This is a genomic window from Labrys monachus, assembly GCF_030814655.1.
Classification (GTDB): domain Bacteria; phylum Pseudomonadota; class Alphaproteobacteria; order Rhizobiales; family Labraceae; genus Labrys; species Labrys monacha.
Genome location: NZ_JAUSVK010000001.1, coordinates 6170581 through 6186627, shown reverse-complemented (window position 1 = coordinate 6186627; position 16047 = coordinate 6170581). Strand labels below are relative to the sequence as shown.

At 68.6% G+C, this 16047-nt stretch carries 14 protein-coding genes and 1 pseudogene; 7 read left to right on the top strand and 8 right to left on the bottom strand.

The window, feature by feature from the left end:
- Window positions 1–15: 15 nt before the first annotated feature.
- Window positions 16–198 (top strand): annotated as a pseudogene (locus J3R73_RS28225) (CRISPR-associated endonuclease Cas2); the annotation flags it as partial.
- Between the two features lie 601 nt (window positions 199–799).
- Here the strand turns inward: J3R73_RS28225 and J3R73_RS28220 are convergent.
- The 8 genes from J3R73_RS28220 to J3R73_RS28185 all read right to left on the bottom strand — a co-directional run bounded on the left by J3R73_RS28220 (window position 800) and on the right by J3R73_RS28185 (window position 9260).
- The gene (locus tag J3R73_RS28220) at window positions 800–1957 is read right to left on the bottom strand and encodes a zinc-dependent alcohol dehydrogenase (protein ID WP_307435215.1); all 1158 of its coding nucleotides are present in this window, start codon (window positions 1955–1957) and stop codon (window positions 800–802) included.
- A gap of 327 nt (window positions 1958–2284) precedes the next feature.
- On the bottom strand, window positions 2285–3271 hold the full coding sequence (locus J3R73_RS28215; RefSeq protein ID WP_307435211.1) for an extensin family protein: 987 nt from the start codon (window positions 3269–3271) through the stop codon (window positions 2285–2287).
- 191 nt (window positions 3272–3462) lie between these two features.
- The gene (locus J3R73_RS28210) at window positions 3463–4578 is read right to left on the bottom strand and encodes an NADH:flavin oxidoreductase/NADH oxidase (RefSeq protein WP_307435208.1); all 1116 of its coding nucleotides are present in this window, start codon (window positions 4576–4578) and stop codon (window positions 3463–3465) included.
- A gap of 260 nt (window positions 4579–4838) precedes the next feature.
- Window positions 4839–5222: a DUF427 domain-containing protein gene (locus tag J3R73_RS28205; RefSeq protein ID WP_307435205.1), complete on the bottom strand. Its 384-nt coding sequence runs from the start codon at window positions 5220–5222 to the stop codon at window positions 4839–4841.
- Window positions 5223–5247: 25 nt separating this feature from the next.
- On the bottom strand, window positions 5248–6723 hold the full coding sequence (locus J3R73_RS28200) for an MFS transporter (protein WP_307435202.1): 1476 nt from the start codon (window positions 6721–6723) through the stop codon (window positions 5248–5250).
- Window positions 6724–6838: 115 nt separating this feature from the next.
- A complete protein-coding gene (locus tag J3R73_RS28195; protein ID WP_307435199.1) occupies window positions 6839–7420 on the bottom strand; it encodes a TetR/AcrR family transcriptional regulator in 582 nt (193 codons plus the stop codon).
- A 126-nt stretch (window positions 7421–7546) separates the two neighbouring features.
- On the bottom strand, window positions 7547–7924 hold the full coding sequence (locus tag J3R73_RS28190) for a hypothetical protein (RefSeq protein WP_307435196.1): 378 nt from the start codon (window positions 7922–7924) through the stop codon (window positions 7547–7549).
- Window positions 7925–8138: 214 nt separating this feature from the next.
- Entirely contained in the window at window positions 8139–9260 is a 1122-nt protein-coding gene (locus tag J3R73_RS28185) for a mandelate racemase/muconate lactonizing enzyme family protein (protein WP_307435193.1), read from the bottom strand.
- 180 nt (window positions 9261–9440) lie between these two features.
- Here J3R73_RS28185 and J3R73_RS28180 point away from each other — a divergent pair, with 180 nt between their 5' ends.
- The 6 genes from J3R73_RS28180 (at window position 9441) to J3R73_RS28155 (ending at window position 16047) form a co-directional block, all read left to right on the top strand.
- Window positions 9441–10664: a sugar ABC transporter substrate-binding protein gene (locus J3R73_RS28180; RefSeq protein WP_307435187.1), complete on the top strand. Its 1224-nt coding sequence runs from the start codon at window positions 9441–9443 to the stop codon at window positions 10662–10664.
- A 291-nt stretch (window positions 10665–10955) separates the two neighbouring features.
- Window positions 10956–12482: a sugar ABC transporter ATP-binding protein gene (locus J3R73_RS28175; protein WP_307435186.1), complete on the top strand. Its 1527-nt coding sequence runs from the start codon at window positions 10956–10958 to the stop codon at window positions 12480–12482.
- A gap of 8 nt (window positions 12483–12490) precedes the next feature.
- The gene (locus J3R73_RS28170; RefSeq protein ID WP_307435185.1) at window positions 12491–13465 is read left to right on the top strand and encodes an ABC transporter permease; all 975 of its coding nucleotides are present in this window, start codon (window positions 12491–12493) and stop codon (window positions 13463–13465) included.
- A gap of 4 nt (window positions 13466–13469) precedes the next feature.
- A complete protein-coding gene (locus J3R73_RS28165; RefSeq protein ID WP_307435170.1) occupies window positions 13470–14186 on the top strand; it encodes a FadR/GntR family transcriptional regulator in 717 nt (238 codons plus the stop codon).
- Window positions 14183–15229, top strand: coding sequence for a Gfo/Idh/MocA family protein (locus J3R73_RS28160; protein WP_307435169.1), 1047 nt, complete (start codon window positions 14183–14185; stop codon window positions 15227–15229). The genes J3R73_RS28165 and J3R73_RS28160 overlap by 4 nt, the downstream gene beginning before the upstream one ends.
- Window positions 15229–16047 carry a sugar phosphate isomerase/epimerase family protein gene (locus J3R73_RS28155; protein WP_307435168.1) on the top strand — a complete coding sequence of 273 codons (819 nt, stop codon included), beginning with the start codon at window positions 15229–15231 and terminating at the stop codon, window positions 16045–16047. Before J3R73_RS28160 ends, J3R73_RS28155 begins: the two co-directional genes overlap by 1 nt.

Here is a 16047-nt window from a genome sequence, read left to right as displayed (position 1 = left end):
AACTGAACAGCGGGTTCGGTTTTCGAGATCGAGGTCGATCCGGCGCAATGGACCAAACTCAAGGCGAAGCTCGAAGGCTTGATCAAGCCGGAACACGACAGTCTGCGTTACTATTATCTCGGCGCGAACTGGCAAAGGCGGGTCGAGCATGTCGGTGCAAAGCCGGCGGCCGATCTCGGCGGCCCGCTGATCGTCTGAGGCAGGAATCCGCCTGTGCGAACCTGAAGCGTGCCAGTTTTCGCCGGCAGGTTCGCGCGGGTCCTAGACCCTTGAAATCGCGGAAGAATTCCTCAACATATGGCAGGATCCGCTTCACGGCGATGCTCACGCGCGCCAAGTTCGCGCGTGCTGCGCCATTTTCAGCGGCTGCATAATGCATTAGCACAAGGCGGTCGCCTCCTTCACGGGGGCGTGGATCGAAACGCCTGCGCCGTCGTCGGGCCAATCGCCTGCCCCTGTCGCCTCCTTCACGGGGGCGTGGATCGAAACTACTCCGCCAAGGCCGACGCCGACGATCGCCTCGGGTCGCCTCCTTCACGGGGGCGTGGATCGAAACAAGGCGTTTACGCAACGCGACTGGGCGATCTTCACGCAGTCGCCTCCTTCACGGGGGCGTGGATCGAAACGAGCCGTGCTCGTCGTCCATCACGGCCAGCATTTCGTCGCCTCCTTCACGGGGCGAGGGTCGAAACGCCGATGGCGGCCTGGCGCTGGCCGGACCGGTCATGGTCGCCCCCGCACGAGAACGTGGACCAGGTGAACGAGACGTCGAGGGCGGCTTGCGCATTTCCTCTCCCCCTTACGGCGTGATCACCACCTTCATCGTCTCGTCCAGCTTCATCGCCTGGGCCATTGCCGCATCCGCGTCGCCCACGCTAAAGCGGTGGGTCACGAAGTCCCGCAGCGGGAAGGCGTGCTGGTGTTTCTCCAGCAGTTTCAGGCTGTTGACATAGCCCGTCGGCGGGTGGTTGCATAGGCCGATCAGGCGGAGCTGGCGGGCGGCGATGTGGTGGGGGTTGAGCGTCACCGTGCCGACATCGGCGAAGACGCCGGCGACGATGTACATGCCGCCGCGCCGGCCCATCTCGATGCCCTGGGGGATGGCCTCCGACACGCCGGTGCATTCGAGCACGAGGTCGGCGCCGCGGCCCTCGGTGAGGTCGCGCACCCGGGCCACCACCTCGGCCGGGGCGAGGCCGGTGACGTTGATGGTATGGTCGGCCCCGAACTTCCGGGCCATGGCGAGGCGGTAGTCCGAGCGGTCGAGCGCGACGATGTCGCCGGCGCCCATGATGCGCGCCTTGAAGACGTGGAGCAGGCCCATCGGCCCGACGCCCTGCACCGCGATCGAGGCGCCGGAGCCGAAGCCCTCGCCGTCCATCGAATAGAAGGATTTGGCCTTGTCGAGATTGTAGGTGACGGCCATCAACTCGGTCATCACGGCGATGTCGGCGTCGATGCTGTCGGGCACCTTGAAGACGAAGGCGTCGGGGCGGACATAGATGTGCTCGGCCCAGCCGCCCATCAGATGCGGCGCCTCGGTGGAGGTGTAGTGGTTGCCGTAGCCGCGGATGTTCTCGCACAGCGGAAAGCCGTGGAAGTTGCGGCAGTAATAGCAGCGCCCGCACAGGATATCCGGGCACATCACCACCCGGTCGCCGATGGCGAGGGTCTGGCCGTGATATTCGAGGCCGGTGCGGGCGCGCTTGCCGATGTCGGCGACGGTGCCGACGATCTCGTGGCCGGGGATGATCGGGAAGGGCGTCGAGGTCTCGGCCGGGGTGCCGCCATATTGCGTGGTCTCACCCCTGTAGGTGTGCTTGTCGGTGCCGCACAGGCCGCAGAGCTCGAGCTTGATCACCATGCCGTCCTCGCCGGCATCGGGATAGGGGAAATGCTGCGTCTCGATGCGGCCCGGCCCCGTCATCACCGCGGCCTTCACCCGGTTCGGCTGCATGGCTTCCCTCCCGCTCGCTTTGTTTTGCGCCACTGTGGGGCGGGCCGGGCGGCGGCGCAAGGCGGGGCGCGGCGTTTTTGTGGGGCTCCCATAGACGCAAAATTCGCAAGAAACGGCGCAATTCCTTCTCCCATGCGGGAGAAGGTGGCGCGCAGCGCCGGATGAGGGTCTAAATCTCGACAATTAAAGCGGGACTATCGAGCTATCTGCGTCGAAGTCCAGACCCTCATCCCCCTGCCGGGACCTTCTCCCGACTCGGGAGAAGGTGGCCCGTTCTCGCATGTCAACGCCTATGGATGGGACGTCCGCACAGCCGCCACATGCGCCCTATTGGCAGAACCGCGAGGTGCCGCTCGTGCCGCGCGGTTCGAGGTCCATGTGCCAGTGGGTGGCGTGGGAGGCGTCGGCGCCGGGGCCGAGGGCGGTGTGGAAATAGCCGCAGGCGCCGGCGCGGAAGGCGCGGTCGAACACGCGGTCGCGCTCGTCCGCGAAGTCGCCGACATGGTAGGTGCGTCCGCCCGACAGGCGGAACTGGGCGACGTCGATGGCGAGGCCCTGGCCGTGGGCGCTGAGCTTGGCGCCCTTGACGCCGTCGCGCGGGCGGCATTCGAAGCCCGGCCCGGTGCCGACCGAGACGATGGTGTCGCCATAGGTGCCCTTGGCGAGCGGCGCCATGAAGCCGGAGAGGAAGTCGGCGAAGGTCTCGGCGGTGGTGCAGGCGATCGTCGGCCGGTCGGGCAGCTCGACGCGCCCGCCCGGCAGCGACATCGCGGTGAGCGTCACCGGCGTGTCGATGGTGCAGGCGGGGTTGTCCGGGTCCGCCGGCACGGTGGCCGTCTCGGCGGCGAGGCCGCGGTCGCGCAGGCGGGTGAGGCAGTCGGGGCCGGGCGGGGCGGCCGGCGCTTGCGGCGCCGCCTCGGCCGGCTTTGATTCGGGTGGCTTTGATTCGGGTGGCTTGGCCTCGGGCGCCGGCGCGGCGGGGGCGGCATCCGGCCGGGGCGGCGGCGCGGGCGGCCCCTCGGCGGCGGGCGCCGGCGGCGCCGGCATCGGCGGACCCTGAATCGCGTGGGGCGGCCGGTCGGGCCCGAAGGGTTCGGGCCGGGGCGCCGCCGGGCCGAACGTCTCGGGCCGTGGCGGCGGCAGGGGCGGGGAGGCCGTCTGCGCCGGCGCGGCCGCGGGCAGCGCGAGGATGAGGAGGACAGGGAGGAGACGGACGGCCCGCGCCGCGACGTCGCGCGGAAACGGGGCGCCCGGCCTGCCGGGCCCGAAGGGGCGGTCCGTCTCTGCCGGCTGCGTCGGTTGCCGCCCTGCCATGGTTCTCCCGCCGCCCCTAAAGCAAAATGCGTTCGAACAGGAACGGATCACCAGTTTAACGCACTGATATCAAAAGCGTTTTGCGATTCTTGGTGATTCGGTCTGAAGATAGAACGCTTTGTCGTTGCGGGGGCAACGTGCCGGGCGGGCGTGCGGTTCCGCCGAAGCTGCGCTCGGCGGGGGAGGGTCCGTCAGCGGGAGCCGAAGCGGGTGTCGCCGAACAGCGTCTTGTGCTCGTGCGGCAGCGCCCGCCAATATTGCGGCGGCGCCTCCACCGTGGCGCCGAGCGTGGCGGCGGCGTGCCAGCCCCAGCGCGGGTCGTAGAGCACGCCGCGCGCGAGGGCGACGAGATCGGCCTTGCCGCTGGCGACGATCGCCTCGGCCTGGTGCGGCTCGGTGATGAGGCCGACGGCGATGGTGGCGACGCCGGCCTGCGTCTTCACGGCCTCGGCGAAATCGACCTGGTAGCCGGGGCCGATGGCGATCTTCTGCAAGGGCGAGATGCCGCCGGAGGAGACGTCGACCCAGTCCACGCCGCGCGTCTTCAATGCGCGGGCGAAGGCCACGGTCTGTTCGAGGTCCCAGCCGCCCTCGACCCAATCGGTCGCCGATACCCGGATGCCGACCGGCTTTTCCGCCGGGAAGGCCGCCCGGACCGCGTCGAACACCTCGAGCGGAAAGCGCATGCGGTTTTCCAGCGAGCCGCCATAGGCATCGCTGCGCTGGTTCGACAGCGGCGACAGGAACTGGTGCAGCAGATAGCCATGGGCGGCGTGGATCTCGATGGCGTCGAGCCCGAGCCGCGCCGCCCGCCTTGCCGCCGCCGCGAAGGCGGTGCGCACCCTTTCGAGCCCGGCCTCGTCGAGCGCCAGCGGCAGCGCCTCGCCCTCCTTCTGGGCGAGCGCCGAGGGCGCATGCGTCAGCCAGCCTCCCGGCTGGCCGGCCGGGATCTGCTGGCCGCCCTCCCAGGGCAGCTGGCTCGAGGCCTTGCGGCCGGCATGGCCGAGCTGCACCGTCACGGCGGTGCGGGAGCGGCGGCGGATCGCCGCCAGCACCGGCACCAGCGCCGCCTCGGTGGCGTCGTCCCACAGGCCGAGATCGCCGGCGGTGATGCGGCCGTCGGCTTCGACGGCGGTGGCCTCCAGGCACAGCATGCCGGCGCCCGAGAGCGCGAGGGTGCCCAGATGCACCATGTGCCAGTCGGTGGCCCTGCCCTGCTCGGCCGAATATTGGCACATCGGCGACACGACGATGCGGTTGGGCAGCGTCAGGCCGCGCAGGGTGAAGGGCGAAAACAGGGTGCTCATGCTGGGATTTCCAAAAGTCTCGATGATAGGGCCGCTATGGCCGTCCGGCCGGGCGGCAAGACCATAGATGCCCGCTTTATAGAAGAAAGCGCGATTTTCCTTCTCCCGTTCGGGAGAAGGTGGCGCGAAGCGCCGGATGAGGGTCTGTCGTTAGACGATAAGAACGCGACGACGGAGCGATCATCGTCCGGGTGCAGGCCCTCATCCGCCTGCCGGCACCTTCTCCCGAACGGGAGAAGGCCGCTGATTCACCCGTCCCTTCAGGGCAGGGGCCGCTCTTCCACGCTGTCGACGCGGTCGGGATAGAAGGCGAGGTGGCCTGCGATCGCGGCCACCGCCGGATAGGGCGCCTCATAGGTCCACACCGCATCGGCCGCCCGCTCGCCGCCGAGGGGGATGCCGTAATAGGCGCAGTCGCCCTTGTAGGGGCAGTAGGTCGCGTGGCCGCTGCGCTGCAGCAGGCTCATATCGGCATCCTCGCGCGGGATGTAGAGCACCGGCGGATAGGTGGATTCGCGCAAGGTGAGGGCCCGCTTGCTGTCGGCGATGATCCGCCCGCCGGCGGAGACGATCACATGGGTGCCGCTCGGCTCGATGGTGATGGGGTGATCCGGCCCGGGGATCTTGCTCGTCCTGGCTGTCATGATGGGGTCCTTTCGGGGATTGCCTTCATTCGACGACGATCGCGGCCTGCCGGCCGGCCGAAGCGGTGCGCGGCTGGCCGAGGCCGGCCGCCAGCAGGGCGCCGGCGCCATGGCAGGCGGCGATGGCGACCAGCGTGACCGCGAAGGCGTGCGTCACCGCCGCCGCATCGCTCCGGCTGCCGAGCAGGGTGAAGAACAGCCCGCCCAGCACGGCGACGCTGACGGCGGCGCTCACCTGCAGGGTGGAGTTGACGAGGCCGCCGACGAGGCCGGCCCGGTGCGGCTCGACCCGCTCGACGATGACGCGCACCATGGTCGGCATGCACATGCCCATGCCGAGGCCGATCAGCGCCAGCGCCGGCGCCAGCAGCGGCCAGGGCGGCAGCGCGCCAGCCGGGAAGGCGGCGATGACGGCGGCGGTCGCAAGGGTGCCGCTTGCCGACAGAGCGAAGCTGAGCGAGGGCGCCGCCTTGCCGAACAGGCGGGCGAGGAAGGGGCTGAAGGTCGATCCGGCCAGGAAGCCGGCCGAGAAGGGCAGGATCGACAGCCCGGACTGCAGGGCGGTGAAGCCCAGCGCCGTCTGCAGATAGATCGAAAAGGTGAGGAAGAAGGTCGCCATCGCATAGAGCGTCATGATGGCGCCCAGGCCCTTGAGCAGGCCCTTGGAACGGAAGGCCTCGATGGCGACGAGCGGATCGCCGCCGGCGCGCGCCAGGCGGATCTCGTAGCGCCGGAAGGCCTCGACCAGGAACGGCGTGGTTGCCAGCAGGGCGACCGACCACCAGGGCCATCCCCGCTCCCGCCCTTCCACCAGCGGCAGGACGAGGGCGGTCAGCGCCAGGCTCGACAGCACGACGCCGCCGATGTCGAGGCGGGGGCGATGCTGGCCGCGCGTCTCGCGCAGCAGCGGGATGGCGGCGAGGAAGGCGACGATGGCGATCGGCAGGTTGATGAGGAAGATCAGCCGCCAGCCCAGCCCGCCGATATCGGCGCCCACCAGCGCGCCGCCGAGGAGCTGGCCGACGATCGAGGACAGGCCGATGGCGATGCCGTAGATGCTGAGGGCGCGGCCGCGCTCATGCGGGGGGAAGAGCGCATGCACCGAGGCCAGCGCCTGCGGCGCCATCGCGGCGGCGGCGAGCGCCTGCAGCAGCCGGGCGAGGATGAGCGCCGACGGCGACCAGGCGAGGCCGCAGAAGGCCGACGCCGTGGCGAAGCCCGACAGGCCGATCAGGAAGATCGCCTTGCGCCCATAGATGTCGCCGAGCCGTCCGCCGGTGATCAGGAACACCGAATAGACCACCGCATAGCCCGAGATCACGAGCTGGACGTCGGCCGAGGTGGCGTGGAGCCCGGTGGTGATCGAGGGCATGGCGACATTGACGATGAAGAAGTCGAGCGGTGCCAGGAAGGCCCCCGTCAGCAGCACCGCCAGCGCGGCCCACCGATTGGGGTCGAGGGCCTTGCGCTCGCAGGGCGCGGTTGCCGCCAGTATGGTCATCTGAAATGTCCTTGGTGCCGCAATTCATGTTGCAAAGCACAAATATGGACGTCCGTATTTTTTTGGTCAAGCGCGAATTGCCGGGCGCGCGGACATCCCTGTCCGCGCTCCCAGATCAGCGCAGGATCTTGGAGAACAGCAGCCGCTTGAAGCGCTCGACCGGCTCGGGGTCGCGATGGGCCTTGGCCAGGAGATTGGCGCCCTGCAGGGAGGAGACGACGAAGCCGGCCACCTCGTCGCATTCGAAGCCGGGCGGCAGCTCGCCGGCCGCGACCGCCGCCTTCAGGCAATAGGCGACGGAGGCCTTCACCTCGGCGAAGATGTCGAGCAGGCGCTGCCGGATGACTTCGCTCTGGTCGGTGGCCTCGGCGGTGAGATTGCCGAACAGGCAGCCATTGCGCATGTTGTCGCGGTTGAGGCGGTTCTTGCCCGCGTCGATATAGGCGGCCAGCCGCTGCAGCGGCGGCAGCGCATCGTTGCGCAGGGTCTCGGCGATCGTCGCCGCGTTGTTGGCGTAATAGAGATCGAGGATCTCGAGGGCGAAGGCCTCCTTGGAGGCGAAATGGTTGGTGAAGGAGCCCTGCGGCACGCCGGCGGCCTGGACGATGTCGCGCACGCTCGCCCCCGCGAAGCCGTGCCGATGCACCACCCGCAGGCCTTCGATCAGGATCTTTTCCCGGTTGGACTGCCTTGCCATGCCCTCCAATATGTTCGTCCATATTGAACTGTCAAGCGCAGCGCCCCGATCCGAGCGGTGTCCGGCGGTGCGTTGCCGGAACGCAAAGAGGACGGCCCCCCGCCGTCCTCCTCTCAAACGCCCCGCTCAACGGCGGCCGGGGATCAGCTTCGCGTCGGACAGGTCTCCGTCGTCGTTCCAGATCACATGGTCGCCGATGACGCCGATATTCGAGCAGTTCCAATCCTTCGCGGTCACCACGTCATTGTCCGTGTCCTGGAAGATCGTGCACAACTGGTCGCCATCGATGCGCCAGTTGCCGGTATATTTACCTGTATTGTCGGTTCCCGCGATCGAGCCGTTCGGATTGTAGTATTCCTGATAGGTATCGCCGTCATCGACGCCGGTAACCGTATTTCCGATGATGCGGGCCTTTATTTCAGCACCCGTCAACTGAAGGTCGGACGCCAATACGGGCCCGGCTACGCTCAACATCAATATCGACAAGGGAAGGAAATACTTCATCGATATCATTCTTGCCACTCCCGTCATTTTTCCGTCCGTCCAATGCGTGTCCCGGGGGCGTCTCGACCGCGTGCCGCCCCCGACACGACGAGTATTACAACTTCAGCGGCGAGGCTAGCCGCCGGCCGGCATTTGGCGCTGACCCAGGGGTTTTAATCCTTCCCGGCCGTGGTTGCATGTCACGCCATCGTGAGGGCGGCGGAGCGGGCGCGGTTCAGCCGACCCTGTATTTCTCGATCGTCGCCATCTTCGGCTCGGCGCCGTGGCCCGGCCGGGCGGGCGCCCTGACCAGGCCGTCCTCGTGCCAGAAGGGCTCGTCGACGAGGTCGAACTGCATGGGCCCGGCCAGCGGCTTGAGCTCGAACAGCTGGGCCGAGGGCGAGGCGAGCGACAGATGCAGGCTCGCGCCCGTCAGCACCGCCGTCGACCAGGCATGGGCGTTCACGGTCGCGCCCGCCTTCTCGACGGCATCCGCCGCCAGCCGGAAGCCGGTGACCCCCTCGATGCGCGCCGGGTCGAGGCCGAACACGTCGATGGCGCCCGTCTCGATCCAGCGCCGGTAGCCGGCGGCCTGCCATTCGCGCTCGCCGGCGGCGAGCGGCACCGGCACCGCCTTCTTGAGGGCGACGTGGTCGGCGACGCGGCTCGGATGGAAGGGCTCCTCGATCCAGGCGATGTCGTACTCGGCCATGCGGTCGACGGTGCGGATGGCGGTCTTGAGGTCCCACACCGTGCCGTTGCCGGCATCGACCATGATGCCGCCGTCGAGGCCGATGGCGGCACGCAGCGCCTTGACCAGCGCGACGTCGTAATCGGGGTCGCGCCCGGCCCTGGAGAGGCCTTTCTTGCCGAGGCCGAGCTTGGCCGAGCGGAAGCCGGCGGCGAAATGCGCGGCGATGTCGCGCACCGAATCCTCGATCGTCGGCTGGTTGACATGCAGGCTGGCGCAAGCCGGCAGCGCCTCGTGCCGGGCGCCCCACAAGTGGACGAGGGGAACGCCGCGGTCCCTCGCCTTGAGATCCCACAGCGCCATGTCGACGGCCGACAGCGCCAGCGTGGCGATGCCGCCTTCGCCGTACCACCAGCTCTGCGCCTTCATGGCGTCCCAGCAGCCCTGCGTGTCGCTGGCGTCCCGCCCCCTGAGGAGCGGCGCGAAGCCGTCGGCGATCACCGCGACGGTGGCGCGGCAGGCCTCGGGCCACATGGCGATCGCCTCGCCCCAGCCGCGCAGGCCGGCATCGGTGTCGACGGCGAGCAGCACGGTCATGCGGTCATGGCCGAAATCATTGGGCTCCGGCCAGCGCAGCACATAGGGCGTCATCCCGGTGATGCGCATCGTCGTCCTCCCTGGGGCTTGTGGCCATCCCGTGCGCAGAACGAGATTCGTCTCGCGATGCTGCTGTTTTCCGAATTCGATGGCCCTGCCTTGGCAGGCCGCGGAACCTATGGTATCCGGTTCGGACATACAATTGGTCAGGCCAAAAAACAAGATCTGACAATTCGACGGGAGGGACCGATGCGTTCGAGCAAGCGTAGTATCGTCATGCGTAGCGCCGCCATGCGGCGCGTCGTGGGAGCATCCGTCGCGGCGCTCCTGTCGTCGGCTCTGGCGGTTTCGGCCGCCTTCGCCGAGGATTTCCACGGCTTCGATCCGGACAAGCCGACCGGCGCCATGCTGAGCGCACAGCAACTCGGCGACATGGTCAAGGACGCCGCCCAGGTGTCCAAGCCGCGCAACGGTCAATCCTTCGTGATCGGCTTCGCCAACCTGCAGCGCGACATCGCCTTCTGCGTCAAGGTCGAGCAGGGCCTGCTCGCCAACGCCAAGGCCGCCGGCATCGAACTCCAGGTCGCCGACAACCGCCTCGACGGCGCGACGGCGCTCGCCAATGCCGAGAGCTTCCTGCAGCGCAATGTCGACTATGTCGTCGAGTTCCAGACCGACGCCAATTTCGGCGCCACCATCATGCAGAAGATGAACGATGCCGACACCAAGGTGACCGCCATCGACATCCCGATGCCCGGCGCGACCTTCTTCGGCGCCAACAATCCGCGTTCCGGCTTCATGGGCGGCTCCTATCTCGCCCAGGCGGCGATCGCCAAATTCGGCCTCGACAAGGTCAAGACCGGCTATCTCGTCATCGGCGAGCTGCCGCAGTCCGGCGCCATCCCCGCCATGCGCACCGGCGGCCAGGTCGCCGGCTTCCTCGCTTCGGTCGACGGCTTCCCGGTCGGACAGGTCGTCAAGATCGATTCCAAGAACACGCTCGAAGAGAGCTTCACGCAGATGAACAACGTGCTCGGCCGCATCCCGGCCGGCGTGCCGATCATGGTGACCGCCATCAACGACCAGTCGGCGACCGGCATGCTGCGCGCCGTCAAGCAGGCGGGCCGCGAGGCGGATCTGCTGGTGGTCGGCATGGGCGCGGACGAGGTGCAGACGCTGGTCGACGAGCCCGCCTTCATCGCCTCCGTCGGCTATTTCCCCGAGCGCTACGGCAATTACATCGTGCCTCTCGCCCTCATGCAGCTTGCCGGCAAGAAGACGCCGGACACCGTCCTCGTCAGCCATGTCATGGTGACCAAGGCCAATGTCTGCCAGTATTACAAGGACCAGAAGTGCGGGACCGACGCCGGCTTCACCTACACATTCCCGCAGGACAAGTTCGACGCCCATCTCGCCGAGCTGCGCAAATCGCCGGACCTCAAGGGCTTCGAGGGGCTGATCCCCTCGAACTGAGACCGCAAGGCACAGAGGACGCGTCTGGCGTGAAAGCAGTCAGAGGAACTTTGGGGAAACGCGACCTTTGTCATTGCCGGGCTCGTCCCGGCAATCCAGGGGGCGCCGACCTCATCGAGTTCAGTGGCCTGGATGCCCGGGTCAAGCCCGGGCATGACAAGCCCCCGGTCCTTTGCGATCGGGGGAAGGCGCAATATCGGCCAGTTGCACGCGCTGAACACGCAAGGGTCATTGAAAATGGCTCCTGGCGGCATGATCCGCCCGGACTCCAACAGTGCGAAAGGTAGCGCCATGGCGACGGCAACGCCCCGTCTGCACATGCAGGGCATCGGAAAGTCGTTCGGCGGCGTTGCCGTCCTCTCGGGCGTCGACCTCACGGTCGAGGCCGGCGAGGTCGTGGCGCTGCTCGGCTCGAACGGTGCCGGCAAGTCGACGCTGATGAAGATCCTCACCGGCGTCTACGGGCGCGATGCCGGCACGATCCATGTCGACGGGCGCGAGGTCTCCTTCGCCAATCCGGGCCAGGCGGTGACCGCCGGCATCCGCCTGCTGCCGCAGGAGATCTCGGTGATGCCGGACATGACCGTGGCCGAGAACATCTTCCTCGGCGAATTGCCGATGAAGCGCCGCCTGGGCTTTCCCACCGTGGACGACGCCGCCATGCGGCGGCGCTCGCGCCTGCTGCTCGAGGAGCTCGGCTTCGGCGGCATCGACGTCGCCGCGCCGGTCAAGCGCCTCTCCGTCGCCGAGCAGCGCATCATCGAGATCGCCCGCGCTCTGGCGGGGGAGGCCTCGGTGCTGGTCATGGACGAGCCGACGGCGGCGCTGACCGAGCAGGAGGCGCTGATGATCTTCCGCATCATCCGCCGCCTGAAGCAAAAGCAGGTCTCCGTCATCTATATCTCGCATCACCTCTCGGAAGTCTTCGACATCTCCGACCGCGTCGCCGTGCTCAGGGACGGGCGCAATGCCGGCCTGTTCGCGACGGCGCAGACCACGCGCGACGAGGTGCTCACCGCCATGCTCGGCAACACCGTCGGCGATCTCTACGTCGCCCGCCAGGCCGCCGCCCCCGGCGAGGACGTGCTGACGGTGAACGGCCTCGGCGTTCCCGGCAAGCTGTCCGACATTTCCTTCTCCATCCGCGCCGGCGAGATCCTCGGGGTGTTCGGCCTGGTCGGCTCCGGTGTGGAAGTGCTGGGCCGGGCGCTGTTCGGCGTGCTCGGGCCGCTCGGCGCCGGCACAGCGACGTTGGCGGGGCAGCCCTTCCGGCCGGCCTCGCCGCGGGAGGCCAAGCAGGCCGGCGCCGGCTTCGTCGCGGCCGAGCGCAAGAAGGAAGGCATCATCGCCGACCTCACGGTGCGCGAGAACATCGTGCTGCCCTTCCAGGAGCGCTATCTGCGCTGGGGCCAGGTCTCGCGCGCCGCCGAGGACGCCCAGGCGCGGCACTGGATCCAGGGCCTCGGCATCCGCACGCGCGGGCCCGAGCAGAAGATCCGCACCCTGTCCGGCGGCAACCAGCAGAAGGTGTGCATCGCCCGCTGGCTGGTCGACGGCGTGCAGCTGCTGATCCTCGAGGAGCCGACCCGCGGCGTCGACGTCGGCGCCCGCCGCGAGATCTATGCGGAGCTGCGCGACCTCGCCGCCCGCGGCTTCGCCGTCTTCGTGCTCTCGTCCGACGTCGAGGAGGTCGCCGGCCTCGGCGACCGCTCGCTGGTGCTCGACCGCGGCCGCATCGCCGGCCGCTTCGAGCGCGGCGCCACCACCGCCGACCTGATGGCCGCCACCAGCGCCGACCCCGCCTTCCAGCAAGCCTGAGAGCGTCCATGCCGCAAGCAGCCAGCCCCAAAGCCTTCGCGTCCGTGCTTGGAAAGCCGTGGTCCGGCGTCGCCGTGCTCTTCGTCTTCTATCTCGTGCTGATCGCCGTGTTCTCGATGCTGTCGCCCTTCTTCTTCAGCGTGCGGAACATGCTGTCGATCGGTTCCAACGTCGCCTTCATGGGGCTGATGGCGGCCACCGGCACGCCGCTGATCGTCGCCGGCGGGCTCGACCTCTCCGTCGCCGCCATCGCCGGGCTGACCGGGGTCGTCATCGCGCTGCTCTATTCGCACGGCTTCGACATCTGGGCCGCCGCCGCGGTGTCGGTGCTGGTGGCGGCGGCGATCGGCACCCTCAACGGCGTGCTCACCACGCGCCTGCGCATGAATCCGCTCATCGTCACGCTCGGCATGATGTCGATCGTCTCCGGCATCGCTCTGGTGCTGACCGGCGGGCTGACGCGCCCGCTGATGGTCGGCGGCTTCAACTGGATCGGCAGCGGCCGGCTCTTCGGCCTTCCCGTGCCGCTGATCCTGATGGTCGCCACCTTCCTGGTGCTGTGGCTGGTCCTCACCCGCACGAAATTCGGCCGCTTCGTCTATGCCTCCGGCGGCAATCCCGAGGCCTCGCGCCTGATCGGCATTCCCGTCGAGCGCACGGTGGTGACGCTCTACATCGTCTCCGCGGTCTCCGGCGCCTGCGCCGGCATCATCCTCGCCGCCATGCTCGGCGCCGCCGGTCCCAACGCCGCCTCCCAGCATCTTCTCACCGTGATCGCCGCCATCATCCTCGGCGGCACCTCGCTCCAGGGCGGGCGCGGCAGCGTCTGGGGCACGCTGCTCGCCGTGCTCATCCTCGGCACCCTCGCCAACGGGCTGACGCTGCTCGACGTGTCGAGCTTCTGGCAGGACGTCACCCGCGGCGCCGTGCTGCTGCTGGCGGTCGGCCTCGACCAGATCAGAACCCATGCGATGGGGGACTGACGGCATGGCGAAGACCGACGAATTTCCGCCCATCGAGCGAAATTCGATCGCCGAGCAGGTCGCCAAGAAGCTGCTGGAGATGATCCGCACCAAGAATCTCAGGCCGGGCGACATGCTGCCGACCGAGCGGGACCTCGCCGCGATGATGCAGGTCAGCCGGCCGAGCGTGCGCGAGGCGGTGCGCGGGCTGCAGATCCTCGGCGTGCTCAAGATCCGCCAGGGCTACGGCATCTATGTCTCCTCGCTGGATGCGGCGGAGCTGCTCGGGCCGCTCCAATTCCTCCTCACCCTCAACGCCGAGAACATCGACGCCCTCTACGAGATCCGCTTCCTGATCGACCCCGGCGTCGCCAGGCTGGCGGCCGGGCGCATATCCGATGCCGATATCGAGCGGCTCCGGCAGCTCGTGGCGGCGCAGCAGGACCTCGTCTTCGATCCGCTCAGCTTCCGCGCCTCGGACCTGCGGTTCCACACCCTCATCATGGAGGCGACCGGCAATTCCTTCATGGTGCGCACGTCGAGCTCGCTCTACCTGCTCGGCTTCGAATATCGCCGCATCGCCTCGGAGACGCCGGGAGTGCTGCGGCAGTCGCTCGCCGACCATGAAGCGATCGTCGCGGCGCTGGAGCAACGCGACGGCGAAGCCGCCGCCCGGGCGGTCGAACGGCATCTGCGCAATGTCCACCGCTCGACCGTCGACGCCATGGAGGACGACAAATGATTGGGAAGGCGCGTATCGGCGTCATCGGTGCCGGCTGGTGGGCCGCCGCCAACCATATTCCCGTGCTGAAGGCCAATCCGGACTGCGAGGTCGTCGCCGTCAACCGCCTCGGCGCGGCGGAGCTCGAGGCCCTCCGGCAGCGCTTCGACATTCCCCACGCCTTCGAGGACTGGCGCGAGATGCTGGACACGGTGCCGCTCGACGGCGTCGTCGTCGCCTCGCCGCATGTCCTGCATCACGACCACGCGGCCGCCGCCCTCGGCAAGGGCTGCCATGTCCTCGTCGAGAAGCCGCTGGCGACCGCCGCCGCCGATGCGCGCGACCTGGTGGCTCGCGCGCGGGCGGCGGGCCGCGAGATCGTCGTGCCCTATGGCTGGAACTTCAAGTCGTGGACGGACAAGGCGCGCGAGCTCGTCGGCAAGGGCGAGATCGGCGCGGTCGAGCATGTCGTGCTGCAGATGGCCTCGGCCCTGGAGGACCTCTTCGCCGGCCAGCCGATGAAGGAGACGGAGGGGCACATGTTCCGGCCGCCGGCCTCGACCTGGGCCGATCCCAAGCGCGCCGGCGGCTATGGCTGGGGCCAGCTCGTGCATGCGCTCGGCCTGCTGTTCCGCATCGCCGACCTCGAGCCGGCGCGGGTGTTCGCCGCCACCGGCACCTCGCCGGCGGGGGTCGACTATTACGACGCGGCGGTGGTGCGCTTCGCCAACGGGGCGACAGCCTCGCTGTCCGGCTCGGCGACCGTGCCCAAGCATCGCGGCTTCCAGATCGATCTGAGGATCTTCGGGTCCGAGGGCATGCTGCTGCTCGACATCGAGCGCGAGCGGCTGGAGGTGCGCCGCCGCGACGGGCGCGACACCGTGGTGGCGCTGCAGCCGGGCGACGGCGCCTATGCCTGCGAGGAGCCGCTGACGACATTGGTCGACCTCTGCCTCGGCCGCCCGGTCGAGAATCGCTCGCCGGGCCTCGTCGGCATGCGGGCGGTGGAGGTGCTCGACGCGATGTACCGTTCCGCGGCGTCCGGCCGGATGGAGGATGTGTGATGGCGATGCAATTGTCTCTCACCGCGTGGTCGCTGCGGGCCTGCACCCTGGCCGAGGCGGCCGGCCTGTCCAGGGTCATCGGCATCGGCGCGCTCGACCTCGGCTATTTCTACGGCCCCGCGCTCGATCGGGCGCAGGTGCTGGCGGCGCCGGAACGGGAGGCCGAGGCGGTGCGGGCCCTCGGCGTCGACGTGCCGAACTTCTACCATCTGTTCGGCACCTCGCTCGGCGACCGCAACCTCGCCGAACCCGGCAATCGCGAGCGGAACGAGCAGGATTTCGCCGCCGTCGCCCGCTTCTGCCGGCTGGCCGGCATCCCCACTCTGTTCGTACTGCCCGGCATCTGCAATCCCGGGCAGGGACGGGGCGAGGCGCTGAAGCAGTCGGCCGAGAGCCTGCGCCGCCTGCTGCCGCTGGCGCAGCGGGAGGACGTGCAGCTCACCGTCGAGCCGCATGTCCACTCCTTCCTCGAAAGCCCGCAGCTCGTCCTCGACCTGCTCGATGCGGTGCCCGGGCTGAAGCTCACCCTCGACTACGCCCATTTCGTCTGCCTCGGCTGGCGGCAGGACGAGATCGACCCGCTCGCGCCGCATGCCGCGCATGTCCATCTGCGCCAGGCCCGGCCCGGCGCGCTGCAGACGAAGGTCCACCAGGGCACCATCAATTTCGAGGCGCAGCTCGCCACGCTGAAGGCGGCCGGCTATGCCGGGCGGCTGTCGCTCGAATTTGTCCATCAGGACTACATGGACACGCTCCATGACGACGTCCTGACCGAAACCATCACGCTCAGAGACAAGGTGCGGGCATGGCAGGCTTGA

Coding starts and splice junctions, on each gene's coding strand:
- J3R73_RS28220 (WP_307435215.1), bottom strand. CDS start 1,957: ATGCAGCCGAACCGGGTGAAGGCCGCGGTGATGACGGGGCCGGGCCGC.
- J3R73_RS28215 (WP_307435211.1), bottom strand. CDS start 3,271: ATGGCAGGGCGGCAACCGACGCAGCCGGCAGAGACGGACCGCCCCTTC.
- J3R73_RS28210 (WP_307435208.1), bottom strand. CDS start 4,578: ATGAGCACCCTGTTTTCGCCCTTCACCCTGCGCGGCCTGACGCTGCCC.
- J3R73_RS28205 (WP_307435205.1), bottom strand. CDS start 5,222: ATGACAGCCAGGACGAGCAAGATCCCCGGGCCGGATCACCCCATCACC.
- J3R73_RS28200 (WP_307435202.1), bottom strand. CDS start 6,723: ATGACCATACTGGCGGCAACCGCGCCCTGCGAGCGCAAGGCCCTCGAC.
- J3R73_RS28195 (WP_307435199.1), bottom strand. CDS start 7,420: ATGGCAAGGCAGTCCAACCGGGAAAAGATCCTGATCGAAGGCCTGCGG.
- J3R73_RS28190 (WP_307435196.1), bottom strand. CDS start 7,924: ATGAAGTATTTCCTTCCCTTGTCGATATTGATGTTGAGCGTAGCCGGG.
- J3R73_RS28185 (WP_307435193.1), bottom strand. CDS start 9,260: ATGCGCATCACCGGGATGACGCCCTATGTGCTGCGCTGGCCGGAGCCC.
- J3R73_RS28180 (WP_307435187.1), top strand. CDS start 9,441: ATGCGTTCGAGCAAGCGTAGTATCGTCATGCGTAGCGCCGCCATGCGG.
- J3R73_RS28175 (WP_307435186.1), top strand. CDS start 10,956: ATGGCGACGGCAACGCCCCGTCTGCACATGCAGGGCATCGGAAAGTCG.
- J3R73_RS28170 (WP_307435185.1), top strand. CDS start 12,491: ATGCCGCAAGCAGCCAGCCCCAAAGCCTTCGCGTCCGTGCTTGGAAAG.
- J3R73_RS28165 (WP_307435170.1), top strand. CDS start 13,470: ATGGCGAAGACCGACGAATTTCCGCCCATCGAGCGAAATTCGATCGCC.
- J3R73_RS28160 (WP_307435169.1), top strand. CDS start 14,183: ATGATTGGGAAGGCGCGTATCGGCGTCATCGGTGCCGGCTGGTGGGCC.
- J3R73_RS28155 (WP_307435168.1), top strand. CDS start 15,229: ATGGCGATGCAATTGTCTCTCACCGCGTGGTCGCTGCGGGCCTGCACC.